Annotated in this window: 13 protein-coding genes and 1 pseudogene; 6 read left to right on the forward strand and 8 right to left on the reverse strand. The window is 64.3% G+C overall.

Translation table 11 applies throughout. The annotated features are described in order from the left end of the window. Window positions 1-109: 109 nt before the first annotated feature. On the reverse strand, window positions 110-1,105 hold the full coding sequence (locus AC0L3I_RS12935; protein ID WP_473527123.1) for an aldo/keto reductase: 996 nt from the start codon (window positions 1,103-1,105) through the stop codon (window positions 110-112). 96 nt (window positions 1,106-1,201) lie between these two features. On the opposite strand from AC0L3I_RS12935, the gene AC0L3I_RS12940 reads away from it, so the two are divergent. From AC0L3I_RS12940 to AC0L3I_RS12960, 5 genes and pseudogenes are all read left to right on the forward strand, one after another. Continuing rightward, entirely contained in the window at window positions 1,202-2,092 is an 891-nt protein-coding gene (locus AC0L3I_RS12940) for a LysR family transcriptional regulator (protein WP_473484418.1), read from the forward strand. A 192-nt stretch (window positions 2,093-2,284) separates the two neighbouring features. Next, a complete protein-coding gene (locus tag AC0L3I_RS12945) occupies window positions 2,285-2,863 on the forward strand; it encodes a cytochrome b (protein ID WP_473484416.1) in 579 nt (192 codons plus the stop codon). A gap of 53 nt (window positions 2,864-2,916) precedes the next feature. After that, window positions 2,917-3,492 (forward strand): YceI family protein, encoded by a 576-nt coding sequence (locus AC0L3I_RS12950; protein ID WP_473484414.1) that lies wholly within the window; start codon window positions 2,917-2,919, stop codon window positions 3,490-3,492. A 166-nt stretch (window positions 3,493-3,658) separates the two neighbouring features. Continuing rightward, on the forward strand, window positions 3,659-4,645 hold the full coding sequence (locus tag AC0L3I_RS12955; RefSeq protein ID WP_473484412.1) for a Gfo/Idh/MocA family protein: 987 nt from the start codon (window positions 3,659-3,661) through the stop codon (window positions 4,643-4,645). Window positions 4,646-4,724: 79 nt separating this feature from the next. Next, window positions 4,725-4,892, forward strand: a pseudogene (locus tag AC0L3I_RS12960) (FAD-binding protein); the annotation flags it as partial. Between the two features lie 79 nt (window positions 4,893-4,971). Here AC0L3I_RS12960 and AC0L3I_RS12965 read toward each other — a convergent pair. The 7 genes from AC0L3I_RS12965 to bcoG all read right to left on the reverse strand — a co-directional run bounded on the left by AC0L3I_RS12965 (window position 4,972) and on the right by bcoG (window position 12,797). Then, a complete protein-coding gene (locus AC0L3I_RS12965; RefSeq protein ID WP_473484410.1) occupies window positions 4,972-5,913 on the reverse strand; it encodes an alpha/beta hydrolase in 942 nt (313 codons plus the stop codon). Window positions 5,914-6,132: 219 nt separating this feature from the next. Next, window positions 6,133-6,915, reverse strand: coding sequence for a carnitinyl-CoA dehydratase (locus tag AC0L3I_RS12970; RefSeq protein ID WP_473484408.1), 783 nt, complete (start codon window positions 6,913-6,915; stop codon window positions 6,133-6,135). Beyond that, a complete protein-coding gene (locus AC0L3I_RS12975; RefSeq protein ID WP_473527124.1) occupies window positions 6,908-8,986 on the reverse strand; it encodes an acetate--CoA ligase family protein in 2,079 nt (692 codons plus the stop codon). Before AC0L3I_RS12975 ends, AC0L3I_RS12970 begins: the two co-directional genes overlap by 8 nt. 3 nt (window positions 8,987-8,989) lie before the next feature. Further along, on the reverse strand, window positions 8,990-10,153 hold the full coding sequence (locus tag AC0L3I_RS12980) for an acyl-CoA dehydrogenase family protein (protein ID WP_473527125.1): 1,164 nt from the start codon (window positions 10,151-10,153) through the stop codon (window positions 8,990-8,992). A 4-nt stretch (window positions 10,154-10,157) separates the two neighbouring features. After that, window positions 10,158-11,231 carry a 3-hydroxyacyl-CoA dehydrogenase NAD-binding domain-containing protein gene (locus AC0L3I_RS12985; RefSeq protein WP_473527126.1) on the reverse strand — a complete coding sequence of 358 codons (1,074 nt, stop codon included), beginning with the start codon at window positions 11,229-11,231 and terminating at the stop codon, window positions 10,158-10,160. Continuing rightward, entirely contained in the window at window positions 11,228-11,857 is a 630-nt protein-coding gene (locus AC0L3I_RS12990) for an HD domain-containing protein (RefSeq protein ID WP_473527127.1), read from the reverse strand. Before AC0L3I_RS12990 ends, AC0L3I_RS12985 begins: the two co-directional genes overlap by 4 nt. 28 nt (window positions 11,858-11,885) lie before the next feature. Continuing rightward, on the reverse strand, window positions 11,886-12,797 hold the full coding sequence (gene bcoG, locus AC0L3I_RS12995) for a 3-dehydrocarnitine:acetyl-CoA trimethylamine transferase BcoG (protein WP_292179699.1): 912 nt from the start codon (window positions 12,795-12,797) through the stop codon (window positions 11,886-11,888). A gap of 119 nt (window positions 12,798-12,916) precedes the next feature. On the opposite strand from bcoG, the gene AC0L3I_RS13000 reads away from it, so the two are divergent. Further along, window positions 12,917-13,900, forward strand: coding sequence for a GlxA family transcriptional regulator (locus AC0L3I_RS13000; protein ID WP_473527128.1), 984 nt, complete (start codon window positions 12,917-12,919; stop codon window positions 13,898-13,900). Window positions 13,901-13,966: the final 66 nt, after the last annotated feature.

The raw sequence follows: 13,966 nt of genomic DNA on the forward strand, positions 1-13,966 counted from the left end.
GGACAGAGGGGGTGTCTCACGCCCACGTCTTGCAATTATTTTTGCATTGCGCGGCGCTCGAAAAAGGGGCGCCGAAACGCCCCGTTTCGATTACTCCGTCGATCACCGTTCACCCATTGACCAGCGCCAGCAGCTCTTCAGTGTAGCGCTTGCCGACGACCTTCTCCGGCGACAGGGCGTCGCCAATCGCCGCCACTTCCGCCTGGCTCAGCGCAATCTGTGCCGCTGCCGCATTTTGTTCCAGATGGCGGATTTTTCGCGCGCCGGGGATCGGCACGATGAAATCGCCCTGATGCAGCACCCAGGCGAGCGCCAGCTGCGCCGGCGTCACGCCCTTCTCCGCAGCCATTGTCTCCAGCGTCGCGATAACAGCCGCATTGGCCGCCATGGCGTCGGCCTGGAAGCGCGGTAGTCCACGCCGCCAGTCGTCGGCTCCGAGCACCTCGGGCTTGGCGATCGTGCCGGTCAGCAGGCCGCGGCCGAGCGGGCTGTAGGGGACAAAGCCGATGCCGAGCTCGCGGCAGACGGCAAACACCTCTTCTTCCGGATCGCGGCTCCACAGCGAATATTCGCTCTGCACGGCTGATATCGGATGCACCGAATGCGCCCGGCGAATGGTCGCCGCACTCGCCTCCGACAGGCCGAGCGCGCGCACCTTGCCCTCGCGCACCAGCTCGGCCATGGCGCCGACCGTATCCTCGATCGGCACATTGGGATCGACGCGATGCTGGTAGTACAGGTCGATCACCTCGGTGCCCAGCCGCTTCAGCGACGCTTCGGCGACCGCCTTGACGTGCTCGGGGCGGCTGTCGACACCCGCCATGCGCTCGACGCCGTTGCCTTCTTCGAGAATCTTGAAGCCGAATTTCGTCGCGATCGTCACTTGGTCGCGCACCGGCTTCAGCGCCTTGCCGAGCAGGATCTCGTTCTCGTAAGGGCCATAGACCTCGGCCGTGTCGAAGAAATTGACGCCGATCTCGACGGCGCGGTGCAGCGTGGCAATCGACGCCTTCTCTTCCTGGCCGCCATAGACGAAGCTCATCCCCATGCAGCCGAGGCCGACCGGATAGACTTCGAGTTCAGTTCCAAGCTTGCGGGTTTGCATCACGAGTCTCCTTGTTGTGATGCGACGGAAATAGCGTCTTGCATCGCGTTCGATAATCGGCTCTCATTTGCACAGGCTGTTCCAAGAAATAGATCAATGACGCGAACCCATCTTTCCCAGCTTGCGGTGCTGGCAACCGTCGCCCAGTGCGGCAGCTTTCGCGGCGCGGCCAGGGAACTCGCCATCGCGCCATCGGCGGTCAGCCATGCGGTGTCCAGCCTGGAGGCACGTCTCGGCGTGCGGCTCCTGGCGCGCAGCACGCGCAGTGTCGCCCCGACCGAGGAGGGCGCGCAGCTGCTCGAGCGGCTGAGACCGGCGCTGTCGGAGATCGATCTGGCCCTGGAAGCGGCGGTCGAGGCGCGCGACCGGCCGGCCGGCAATCTTCGGCTGACCGTGCCGCGCACCGCCGCGCATCTGGCGCTGACGCCGCGGCTCGGCGCCTTTGCATCGGCCTATCCGGACATCGTGCTGGAGATCGTCATCGAAGACCGCTTCACCGATGTGGTCGAAGGCGGCTTCGACGCCGGCGTCCGGCTCGGCGAGAGCCTGCAGCGCGACATGATCGCGGTGCGCGTCGGGCCAAACCTTCGCGGCGCCGTCGTCGGCGCGCCATCCTATTTCGCAACCATGCCCAGACCGCGCCATCCGCACGATCTCGCCGGTCACCGCTGCCTCCGCTTCCGCTTCTCCAGCGGCATTCTCTACCGCTGGGAATTCGAGAAGGACGGCGAGGAGATCGAGCTGGCGGTGCAAGGGCCGCTGATCCTCGACGAGGACCATCTTATCGCCAATGCGGCGATCGACGGCGCCGGCCTTGCCTTCGTATTCGAGGATTATGTTCGCGATGCCATTGCCGACGGCAAGCTCATTCGCGTGCTGGAGGACTGGTGCCCGCCCTTCGACGGTTTTTTCGTCTACTATCCGAGCCGCCGCCAGATGCGGCCGGCGCTGCGAGCCTTCGTCGATTTCTTCAAGATGAGCGGGTAAGCCACCCCCCTTGTGGGGAGGGTCGGCTCACAGTCGAAGCGAAGCGGAGGCTGCGAGACGGGGTGGGGGTAGCGCCCTACGAGATCCCGCTTCGCAAAAGCTGCTTGGCGGCATTTGCTGCGCGACCCTCCCCACAAGGGTCCCACAAGGGGGAGGGTGGAAGAAGGCGGCCCCGGCCATCGTTCACTTCCCATGCCCATATGGATCACAAACTCTGCGACCCGCTACGGCTGGGCGGCAATCGTCCTTCACTGGCTGATCGCCGCGATCTTCATCGGCCAGTTCGTGCTCGGCTTTGTTATGATGCGGGTGTCCAGCCAGCGCACCGCCTTCGAACTGATTCAGCTGCACAAATCCTTCGGCTTTCTGCTGCTCGGGCTGGTGATCCTGCGCATTGCCTGGCGGCTCGGCAATGCGGTGCCGGCGCTGCCGCGCTCGGTCGGGCCGTTAGAGCGCCGCGTGGCGCCGCTCGTCCATTTTGCGCTCTACGTGTTTCAGCTTGCGCTGCCTCTGTCCGGCTGGGCACTGGTATCAGTGTCGATGCTGGAGATACCGAGCGTGCCGTTCAACCTGTTCGTCATGCCGGACCTGCCACTCGCGGAATCGGACCCGGCGGAAAGCTTCTGGACCTCGGCGCATTGGTATCTCGCCTATGCCGGCATCGGACTTGTCGCCCTGCATTTCGCCGCGGCGCTGCGCCATCATTTCTGGCTGAAGGACGTAGTACTGACGCGCATGATCACGCCTTCGTCGGATCACAGCGCGGAATAGAGCAGGCGGCTCATTCGTTAATAGGGCGAGGGCGCTAAAAAAGGATCACGCCCATGGTTGCACGCATCTTCGGATTTGCAGCAGTCGCCAGTTGCCTTGCCATGCCTGTTTTCGCGGCGGTCGCGCTCAGCGACGCTGCCGGCAGCTACACGATCAGCCCGGCCGGTTCCAGCATCCGTTTCTCCGTCGGCAAGGCCGGCGGCGGCGGGCTCGCCGGCGCCTTCGCCCGCTTCAAGGGCTCGATCCGCATCGACAACAGCGATGTCGGACGCTCCCGTGTCAATATCACCATCTTTCCCGAAAGCGTCGGCACCGGCCAGAGCCGCGTCGACGCCTTCCTTCGCTCCGACGCGGTGTTCGACGCCGCCAACAACCCGGAAATCCAGTTCCGCTCGACCAGCGTGAGACGCATCGGCGAGACGTCAGCCCTCGTCACCGGTCGGCTGACGGCGCGCGGCAAGACTTTTTCGGAAAAGTTCACGGCCGAGCTCGCCGGTCTCAAGGCAGGCACGATAAAATTCCATGTCACCGGCAAGGTGCTGCGGTCGCGCTACGGCATGGATGTCGGCACGCCGATCTATTCGAACGTCGTCGACTTCAACATGACGCTTACAGGTAGAAGGGGTTGAGCGGTTCTTCCTCGCCCCCGCGAGAGCGGGGAGAGAAGCTATGGGGCAGCGCCGGCATCCGAACAAGCCGCAGACGATCGCCTTGCTCGCTGCCATGCTTCTCATTGGCTTTTTTGCCGATTTCAGGCAAACCTCGACGCCTGCAATCTAAAGAGGGAGAAGCCTGATGTTCCGATGGGGTGTTTTGTCGACGGCCAAGATCGGCCGCGAGCATCTTTTGCCTGCAATGGTCGAGGCGGAGAACGGTGTACTGTCGGCGATCGCCAGCCGCGACCTGTCGAAAGCCCGCGCCCTGGCCGACCGTTTCGGCGCGCCCCATGCCTTCGGTTCCTATAGCGAGCTGCTCGCATCCAGGGACATCGACGGCGTCTACATCCCGCTGCCGACCGCGCAGCATGTCGAATGGACCGCCAAGGCGATCGAGGCCGGCAAGCATGTTCTGGTCGAGAAGCCGCTGGCGCTCGATGCCAACGACATTCCGCCGCTGATCAAGCTGCGCGACGCCAAAAACGTGCTCGTCTGCGAAGCCTTCATGGTCGTCTACCACCCGCAGTGGATCAAGGTTCGCGAGCTGATCGCCAACGGCGCCATCGGCCGGCTGCGCCATGTGCAGGGCGCGTTTTCCTACTACAATGTCGATCCCAAGAACATGCGCAACCAGCTCGACCTCGGCGGAGGCGCGCTGCCCGACATCGGCGTCTACCCGACGGTGTCGACGCGCTTTTCGACGGGCAAGGAGCCGCTGCGCGTCCAGGCGACGATCGAGCGCGACAAGACGTTCGGCACCGACATCTATTCTTCGATCCGCGCCGATTTCGGCGACTTCGAATTGTCGTTCTATCTGTCGACGCAGATGGCGGCGCGGCAGGTGATGGTATTCCACGGCGAGAAGGGTTTCATCGAGGTGCTTTCGCCGTTCAACGCCGGAATCTATGACCACCATCGCGTCGAGCTGCACAACCAGAACCATAGCGAGGCGCAAGTGTTCCGCTTCCCCGGGATGCAGCAATACCGGCTGGAGGTCGAGGCGTTCGCGCGGGCGGCACAGGGCGGCACGGACCGCGTCTTCACGCTGGAGGAATCGGTGCTCAACCAGAAGGTCATCGACGCCATCTTCCGCGCCGGCGAGAAGGAAGGCTGGGAGACGGTTTAGGCTGACCATGATCCGAACCGAAGGTCCGCGCCAGCGAAAAGTGGGAACCGGTTTTCGGATAAGATCATAGTCAAACAAAATGGCTGACGATGCGGATGCGATCATTGTCGGCGCCGGCCTTGCCGGTCTCGTCGCCGCGGCCGAACTGGCCGAGGCCGGCAAGAAGACCATCATTGTCGACCAGGAGCCGGGCCAGTCGCTCGGCGGCATCTTCCTCGTCGATTCGCTCATGGTACGCGGCGCTGGAAGGCACGTTTCTCGGCGGCTGCATCTTTTCCGGGCCGCAGCGCCGGCCGCGCGGCATCACGCGGGGTGGGCTAGACCCCTTACCAGATCCACTCGCCGCGTCCCAGAACCGCTACCGCGTCGACGATCCGGGTAAAGCTCGAGCGCGCGCGGCCGACCGTATGCCGGGCTCTGAGATAACCATGCACCAGCCCCGGCTCTTCGAACCAGAAGGCGTGGCCGTCTGCCGCAACGACGCGGTCGCGATAGGCCTCGCCGTCTGACGACAGCGGGTCGCATTGCGCGGTGATCACCACGGTCGGCGGCAGATTGGCAAAATCGGCGTCGGCAAGCGGCCACAGAGTGAGGTCGCCAGTGCGGTCCTCGCCGCCGGTCCTGATATCCTTGTAGAAATTGAGGTCGCGCACCGTCAGCATCGGCGCCTCGGCATGGGTCACATAGGATCCTTGCGAGCGGTCGCCGCCGAGGCCGGGATAGATCAGCATTTGGCCGATCGGCCTTCGCGCGTGGCCGCGCGTCGCATGGCTGACGGAGGCGCAGAGATTGCCGCCGGCGCTGTCGCCGCAAAGCAGGACGGGGCATTCGTAGGTTGAGGTGGCCCATTCGAAGGCGCCCATCACGTCGTCGAAGGCGGCCGGATGCAGATGCTCGGGTGCCAGCCGATAGTCGACCGAAACCACTTCATAGCCGGTGCGAGCGCAAAGCTCGGCGCAGACATCGTCATGGCTATCGAGTCCGCCGAGGATGAAACCGCCGCCATGGACATAGAGCACCATCGCAGAGGCGTTCGGCGCCGCGCTGCGATAAATGCGGATCAGGACGTCGTGCGCGGGCGCGGCAATGACGGTGGTTTCAGCCGTCACGCCTTGGGGATAGCCGGCAAAGAACTCGCGGCACATGCGGTCGTAGATCGGACGCTGCTGGGCGATTGTGTAGTCGATCGTATCCGACGGATAGTAGGAATTGGTCCGCTCGATGAAGGCCCATGTCTCGGCGTCTATGAGTTTTTTGTAGTCGGTCATGAGCGCTGACCGGATCGCAATGAATTCGCCTGGACACCCCCCTCTGTCCTGCCGGACATCTCCCCCGCAAGGGGGGAGATTGGATGTCGCATCGGCTTTCGCCAATCTCCAGCGCGGCAGGAAGGGCGGATGGGCCGAAGCTGCCAATCTCCCCCCTTGCGGGGGAGATGGCCGGCAGGCCAGAGGGGGGTGGGAAGAAACGCCATCATCTCCGCAGTATCATTTCCCCTTCCACACCGGGTCGCGCTTTTCGGCAAAGGCGCGAAAGCCCTCGAGATTGTCCTCCGAGCCGTACAGTGCGTCAACCGTCGGCAATTGGCGCCGCGTCACCCGGTTCATCGCGTCCTGGAAGGTCAGCGATTCGGCGACCCGCGCCGTCTCCTTGATCGCGGCAAAGACCAGCGGCGGGCCGCCGGCGAGCAGCCGGGCGATCTCCCAGACGCGGTCCTCGAGCCTCTCCTTGGACAGCACCTCGTTGACCAGGCCCCAGCGATGCGCCTCTGCGACATCCATCCAGCGGCCGGTGAGCAAAAGGTCCATGGCGACATGATAGGGGATGCGCTTCGGCAGCTTGATCGTTGCCGCGTCGGCCAGCGTGCCGGCACGGATTTCCGGCAGCGCGAAGGAGGAATGATCCGACGCGTAGATGAGGTCGCAGGACAGCGCCAGCTCGAAGCCGCCGCCGACCGCCATGCCGTTGACGCAGGCGATCACCGGCTTGTTGAGGTCGCGCAATTCCTGCAGTCCGCCGAACCCGCCAACGCCATAGTCGCCGTCGACCGCATCGCCACCGGCCGCGGCCTTGAGGTCCCAGCCGGCACAGAAGAACTTGTCGCCGGCGGTCTTGACGATGGCAACTCGCAGATCCGGATCGTCGCGGAACGCCTTGAACGTCTCGCCCATCAGCCGCGACGTTTTCAGGTCGATGGCATTGGCCTTGGGCCGGTCGAGCACGACTTCGAGGATCGTGCCCTCGCGGCGGGTGGTGATGACGTCAGACATTTTTGTTCTCTCCCAGCACCAGCAGTGCGTCGGCGATCCAGGCGCCCTTGCCTTGCGCGCAGACGATCAGCGGGTTGATGTCGAGCTCCTCGATCTCGCCGGCATTTTGCTGCACGAAGGCGGCAATGCCTGATATCGCATCGATGGCCGCCGCGACATCGGCCTTGGGCCGGCCGCGATAGCCTTCAAGCAGCGGGAACAATTTGAGCCCGCGCAGCGCTGCCTCGATGTCGTCGCGGGTTGCCGGCAGCATCAGAGTGACGCTGTCGCGCAGCAGCTCGACCAGCACCCCGCCTGTGCCGAGCGTCATCACCGCGCCGAACATCGGGTCGCGGGTGAAACCGACGAGCAGCTCGGCGACGCCGTCGCGCACCATGCGCTCGACATAGAGGCCGGTGCCTAGCGCATCGAGATCATGGGCGGCGGTGCTGACGGATTCGGCATCCCTGAGGTTGAGCCGCACCGCGCCGAGCTCGGATTTGTGGGTGACGCCCAAAGCCTTCATCGCCACCGGAAAGCCGAGCGCCATCGAGGAGATGACCGCCTCGACCGCATTGCCGGCGCGTTCGCCCCTCGGCACGGGAAGCCCAGCCTCGATCAGCCGCGCTTTCGCCTCGGCCTCATCAGGCGTGACATGGTCGCCGGCCGGCGCCCCGGAAGCGGAGGTGTCGATCGGCTGCGCCTGCGGCTCGCGCCAGGCCCAGCCGATGAAGGCTGCCGCCTGGGCGGCGTCCATGGCTTCGGAAATGCCGAACAACGGCACCATGCCGCGTGCCATCAGGCCGGCGGTGTATTCCTCGGGCAGGTTCTCCGGCAGCGACGAGACGATCGCGCCTTGCGCCTTGTTGGTCTTCAGCGCCGATTCGAAGGCACGCAGCGTCGCCCACCAGTCGGTGTCCGAGCAGCGGTCGGGGCGCGGGAAATCGAGCACCAGCATGTTGAGGTCGAAACCGCCCGACACCATGGCGGTGAAGGTGGCGGTCATCGCCGGCTCGTTGTTCCAGATGAACGTGTGGTAGTCGAGCGGGTTGGCCACCGCTACCAGCGGCCCGAGCGTCGATTTGACGTGGGCGCGATGCGTATCGGTCAGCGTCGGAAAGTTCACCCTGCGGCCTTCGGCGCTGTCGGCCATCACAGACGCCTCGCCGCCCGAACAGCTCATCGACGACAGCCGATAGCCGGGCAGGGGGCCGGTGACGTGCAGCAGCTTGAGCGCCTCGATGAAGGCCGGGATCGAATCGACGCGGGCGATGCCGAGCCGCTTCAGGAAGGCGCCCGAGGCGGCATCCGACCCGGCCAGCGATGCAGTGTGCGAAACCGTCGCCTGCCGCGCCTGCTCGGAGCGGCCGACCTTCATGGCAATGATCGGCTTCTTCAGCTCACGCGCCCGCGCGGCCAGTCTTTCGAAGCCGGCTACCGAATCGAAGGCCTCGATATGCAGGCCGAGCGAAGTGACGCGGTCGTCCTCGATTAGGCCAAGCGCCATTTCGGAGAGGCCGGTCTGCGCCTGGTTGCCGGCCGTCATCAGAAAGGCGATCGGCAGGCCGCGCTTCTGCATGGTCAAGTTGATGGCGATGTTCGACGACTGGGTGATGATGGCGACGCCGCGGCCGCCCTCGGCCAGCCTGATGCCGCCGTGCTGATCGGGCCACAGCAGTGCGCCGTCGGCATAGTTGATCAGGCCGTAGCAGTTCGGTCCGATGATCGGCATCTGGCCCGCCGCAGCGACCAGCTCGGCCTGCAGCCGCTCGCCGTCCTCGTCATAGGCCTCGGTCTCGAGGAAGCCGGCGGCAAAGCAGACGGCGCCGCCGGCGCCGCGTTCGGCCAGCGCCTTGACCACCTCGATGGTCAAATGCCGGTTGACGCCGACAAAGGCGGCGTCGGGGGCGCCGGGTAGATCGGCTACCGAACGGTAGGCCTTGCGGCCGGCGACTTCGTCTTTGCTCGGGTGCACCGGCCAGATCTCGCCGGCAAAGCCCATCTTGATCGACTGCGCGACGACGGCGGCGGCCTGCGCGCCACCGAACACGCCGATCGTTCGCGGGCGCAGAAGACGTTCAAGCCTGTGCATTGATCAGCCCCCGAACGGGCGCAGCAGCGCCCGTGAAATGATGTGGCGCTGGATTTCCGAAGTGCCTTCCCAGATGCGCTCGACGCGGGCGTCGCGCCAGATGCGCTCCAGCGGCAGATCGTCCATCAGCCCCATGCCGCCATGGATCTGGATCGCCTCGTCGGCGACGAAGGCAAGCATTTCGGTGGCCTTCAGCTTGGCCATGGCCATGTCCTGATCGGTGACGGTGCCCTGATCGTACTTCCAGCCGGCTTCGAACACCATCAGGTCGGCGGCCTTCAGTTCGGTCGCCATGTCGGCGAGCTTGAACGACACGCCCTGGAATTTGCCGATCTGCTGGCCGAACTGCTGGCGCTGCGCGGCATATTCGACGGCGTGACCAAGCGCCCGCTCGGCCCGGCCGAGACAGGTCGCGCCGACCTGCAGGCGGGTTGCGCCAAGCCACGAATTGGCGACGTCGAAACCCTTGTGGACCTCGCCGAGAACCTGGGCTCCGGGCAGCCGGCAATCGTCGAATTCGAGGATGGCATTGGTGTAGCCGCGGTGCGAGACGTTGCGGTAGCCGTCACGCACCGTAAAACCCTTGGTGCCCTTGTCGACGAAGAAGGCGGTGATCTTCTTGCGTTTTCCACGCGAAGACTCTTCCTCTCCCGAGGCCATGAAGACGATGGCGAAATCGGCAAGATCGGCATGGCTGATGAAGTGTTTGGTGCCGTTCAGCACCCAGTCGTCGCCATCCTGCACGGCGGTCGCCTTCATGCCGCGCAGATCGGAGCCGGCGCCCGGCTCGGTCATCGCCAGGCAATCCCATTTCTCGCCGCGAATGCAGGGATAGAGATATTTCTCGCGCTGCTCCGGCGTGCCGGCCAGAAGGATGTTGGAAGGCCGCGCCACGCAGGTCCAATGCAGCGCGTAATTGGCGCGGCCGAGCTCTTTTTCGTAAAGCAGCCAGGTCACCGTATCGAGCCCGGCGCCGCCGACTTCCGTTGGCATGTTGGCGGCATAGAGCCCGGCTTCGATTGCCTTGGCCTTGATCTCCTCGATCAGTTCGCGGCGCAATACGCCGGTGCGCTCGACCTCGCGCTCGTGCGGATAGAGCTCGTTCTCGACGAAGGCGCGCGTCGTCTCGACGATGAGTTTCTGTTCTTCCGAAAGACCAAAATCCATGGCCTCAGCCTTTCTTCTTTTTCTTCGGCTTTTCAGCGTTGGCCTTTTCGGCCGCCTTGGAAATAGCGGGCTTCTTCGCTGCAAGCTTGGCGAGCTGCTTCGTATAGTCCTTGTGCAAGGCGCCGGCGCCCCAGCCCTTGCCTTTGTTCTGCTTCGACAGCGCCTCCATGATCGCGATCAGGTTGTCGTCGCGGATCTTTTCCAGCTCGCGGATTGACAGGCCATGTGCCTGGTCGTCCGACTGGGTGGCGATCAGGTCGACCAGCTCGTCGTTGAACTCCGGCACATCCATCAGCTTGGTCCATGGCCATTTCAGGCATGGCCCAAACTGCGCCATGAAATGGCGCATGCCGGCCTCGCCGCCGGCGACGCGATAGACCTGGAACATGCCCATCTGCGCCCAGCGCAAGCCGAAGCCATAGCGCATGATGTCGTCGAGTTCCTCGACCGTGCAGATGCCGTCTTTTATCAGCCACAGCGCCTCGCGCCATGCCGCCTCCAGCAGGCGGTCGCCGACAAAAGCCTCGATCTCCTTGCGGATGACCACCGGCTTCATGCCGATCGAGGCGTACATCTCCTTGGCGACCTCGATGGCCTCGGGGAAGGTCTGTTCGCCGCCGACGATCTCGACCAGAGGCAAGAGATAGACCGGGTTGAACGGATGGCCGACGACCAGCCGCTCCGGATGCTCCTTCATCGCCACCTGCATGTCGGTCGGCTTAATGCCGGAGGTCGAGGAGCCGACAATGGCGTTGGCCGGCGCATAAAGGTCGATCTCGGCCAGCACGCGGTGTTTCAGGTCGAGCCGTTCCGGCACGCTTTCCTGGATGAAATCGGCGTCGGCCACGGCATCGGCGATGGTCTTGGCAAAGGTCAGTTTGCCCTCTTTTGGCACGCCGCCGGGCAGCATCTGCTTGTAGGCGCGGCGCGCGCCTTTCATCACCTCGCCGACCTTGCGCGCGGCGTCGGGATCGGGATCGAAGATCGACACGTCGATGCCGTTCAAGAGCAGGCGCGCGACCCAGCCGGCGCCGATGACGCCGCCGCCGATGGCAGCCGCCTTGGTGATGATGCTCATGCGGAGGCTCCGGTTCTTGTCCTGGCTACTTTGGAATCGATGAGGGGCACGCGTTCGCCGGCACGGATCACTGTGGCGTCATAGGCTCTGCGCGCGAACACTTCGAGCACGAAGGGCCGGAAGAAGTCGATCGGCAACGTCTCGTAATCCGGATCGAAGCTCGACTGATCCCAGCGCTCACAGAACTCGTCGCAATCGTCGAAATAAAGGTGGCCGGCGAAACGGTCGCGCGCATGGGGATTGCCGCCGAGATGGTGGGCATAATAGAGGCGCTGGAAGTCGCCGTGCTTTTCCACCACCCAGGTGCACTGCTCGCGCACGAAAGGTTTTAGGATCGAAGCTGCATATTCGTCGTGGTTGTACGGTGCGTAGATGTCGCCGATGTCGTGCAGCAACGCGCAGGCGAGCCAGTCGGTGTCGGCGCCGTCGCGCCATGCGCGCGTCGCCGCCTGCAGTGAATGACCGAGCCGGGTGATCTTGTAGCCGGACAGGCCTTCGTCGAGTTGGACAAGCGCGTCAAGCAGCCGTTCGCCGGTCTTCGCCGCATAGTCGATCTCGTGCTCGGTGAGGAAGGCGTAATCGTCGCGGTCGCCGTCCTTCATTGCGGTGAATTTTACGGTCTTCATCGGCGGCTCCTCCCTACCGATTACTTGTTCAAAGCGGCGCGCGCTTTGTCAGGTTGAGCTTCTTGCGCACCTCATCCGGGCCGATGACCCTTGCGCCCATGTTCGACACGATGCTGACCGCCCGCTCGACCAGCTGCGCATTGGTCGCCAGCACGCCCTTGTCGAGCCAGAGATTGTCCTCGAGCCCGACGCGGACATTGCCGCCGGCCAGCACCGCAGCGGCGGCATAGGCCATCTGGTTGCGGCCGATAGAAAACGCCGACCAATTCCAGTTCGACGGCACGTTGTTGACCATGGCCATGAAGGTGTTGAGATCATCAGGCGCGCCCCATGGCACGCCCATGCACAATTGCACGAGCGCGTCCGGATCCAGTACCTTTTCCTCGACCAGCTGCTTGGCAAACCACAGATGGCCGGTGTCGAAGGCCTCGATCTCCGGCTTGACGCCGAGCGCCGTCATCATGCCGCCCATGGCGCGCAGCATGCCGGGCGTGTTGGTCATGACATAGTCGGCTTCGGCGAAATTCATCGTGCCGCAGTCGAGCGTGCAGATCTCCGGCAGGCACTGGCGCACATGTTCCACGCGGTTGGTGGCGCCACCCATATCGGTGGCTTTCTCGTTCAGCGGCAGTGGGTTTTCCGGCGAACCGAACACCATATCGCCGCCCATGCCGGCGGTCAGGTTCAGCACCACGTCGACGTCTGCCGCGCGGATGCGCTCGGTTACCTCGCGATAAAGGTGCACGTCGCGGCGCGGCTTGCCTGTTTCGGGATCGCGCACGTGGCAGTGGACGATCGCCGCACCCGCCTTTGCCGCATCGATGGCCGAATCGGCGATCTGCTTGGGTGAACGCGGCACATGCGGGCTGCGGTCTTGCGAGCTGCCGGACCCGGTCACGGCACAGGTAATGAAAACCTCACGGTTCATTGCAAGCGGCATCGGACTCTCCCAATCGGCACAGACGGCTCCGATCAAACATGGCCCCAAATGGGCCCGATCGAACAGATGTCAACAATGCCCGACTTGCCGGAAACTGTTTTGCGTTTTACGAAGATCATATGATCAAAAACGAAAAGCCTTCGATCTTTCGCGCCGAGCGCTCGCCGCTCAAGGTGACGCTGCTGGTGTTTTCCGGTTCGTCGATCATGTGCGTCGCTTCGACCGTCGATCCGCTGCGCGCCGCCAACCGTATTGCCGGCGAGACGCTGTTCGATTTCAGGCTGGTTTCGGTGACCGGCGAAGCACCAATCACCACATGCGGCCTGCCGGTTGCGGTCAGCGGCCGCTTCGACGCGGCGGATACAACCGATATGCTTGTCGTCGTCGCCGGGTTCGGCACGCAGAACTATGCCACCTCGGCCCTGCTTGCCGGCCTGCGCCGTGCGGGGCGCGCCGCACGCGCCTGCGGCGGTGTCGAAGCCGGCACCTGGCTGGTCGCACGCGCCGGCCTGCTGGAGGGGCGCAGCGCCACCACCCATTGGGAGGACATGGAGGATTTTTCGTCGGCCTTTCCCGGCGTCGATGTACGCCCCGACCGCTACGTCATCGACGGGTCGGTCTTCACCTCCGGCGGCGCCTCGCCGACCTTCGATCTGATGCTGCATCTGATCCGCACGCGGCTCGGCATGGCCGTCGCGCTCGATGTGGCAAGTGTCTTCATCTACGACCAGGCGCGGGCGGCGACCGACGCGCAGCCGCTGGTCTCGCTCGGCCGCCTCGACGGCTACGATCCGCGGCTGGCGCAAGCCATCCGGCTGATGGAAGCGCATGTCGATCAGCCCTTGACCATCGCTGCCGTGGCGAAGCGTGCCGGGGTGACGGCAAGAACGCTGGAAAGCATCTTTCGCAACTCGATCGGCGAGACGCCGGGCGCTTATTATCTCAGGCTGCGGCTGGGTGCCGCGCGCCGGCTGGTGGTCGACACGCGCGTGGCCATGGCCGATATTGCCGGGCGAACAGGGTTTTCGTCCGCCGCGGCATTTTCCAGGGCGTTTTCCAGAGCTTTCGGCGAAGCACCGGTCAGGCTGCGTAGTCGTCCGTGAAGAAAGCGATTTTCGCGTCAACCTTGAAAGTGATCTGCGTTGGAGCGCTTTGTCCCAACTGAGGGG

The organism is Mesorhizobium sp. WSM4840 (assembly GCF_055811755.1).

Bases quoted from the DNA above. Each gene is read 5' to 3' on its own strand.
- AC0L3I_RS12945 (WP_473484416.1), top strand. From the start codon at position 2,285: ATGCCCATATGGATCACAAACTCTGCGACCCGCTACGGCTGGGCGGCA.
- AC0L3I_RS12955 (WP_473484412.1), top strand. From the start codon at position 3,659: ATGTTCCGATGGGGTGTTTTGTCGACGGCCAAGATCGGCCGCGAGCAT.
- AC0L3I_RS12980 (WP_473527125.1), bottom strand. From the start codon at position 10,153: ATGGATTTTGGTCTTTCGGAAGAACAGAAACTCATCGTCGAGACGACG.
- AC0L3I_RS12970 (WP_473484408.1), bottom strand. From the start codon at position 6,915: ATGTCTGACGTCATCACCACCCGCCGCGAGGGCACGATCCTCGAAGTC.
- AC0L3I_RS12990 (WP_473527127.1), bottom strand. From the start codon at position 11,857: ATGAAGACCGTAAAATTCACCGCAATGAAGGACGGCGACCGCGACGAT.
- bcoG (WP_292179699.1), bottom strand. From the start codon at position 12,797: ATGCCGCTTGCAATGAACCGTGAGGTTTTCATTACCTGTGCCGTGACC.
- AC0L3I_RS12940 (WP_473484418.1), top strand. From the start codon at position 1,202: ATGACGCGAACCCATCTTTCCCAGCTTGCGGTGCTGGCAACCGTCGCC.
- AC0L3I_RS12935 (WP_473527123.1), bottom strand. From the start codon at position 1,105: ATGCAAACCCGCAAGCTTGGAACTGAACTCGAAGTCTATCCGGTCGGC.
- AC0L3I_RS12985 (WP_473527126.1), bottom strand. From the start codon at position 11,231: ATGAGCATCATCACCAAGGCGGCTGCCATCGGCGGCGGCGTCATCGGC.
- AC0L3I_RS13000 (WP_473527128.1), top strand. From the start codon at position 12,917: ATGATCAAAAACGAAAAGCCTTCGATCTTTCGCGCCGAGCGCTCGCCG.
- AC0L3I_RS12965 (WP_473484410.1), bottom strand. From the start codon at position 5,913: ATGACCGACTACAAAAAACTCATAGACGCCGAGACATGGGCCTTCATC.
- AC0L3I_RS12975 (WP_473527124.1), bottom strand. From the start codon at position 8,986: ATGCACAGGCTTGAACGTCTTCTGCGCCCGCGAACGATCGGCGTGTTC.
- AC0L3I_RS12950 (WP_473484414.1), top strand. From the start codon at position 2,917: ATGGTTGCACGCATCTTCGGATTTGCAGCAGTCGCCAGTTGCCTTGCC.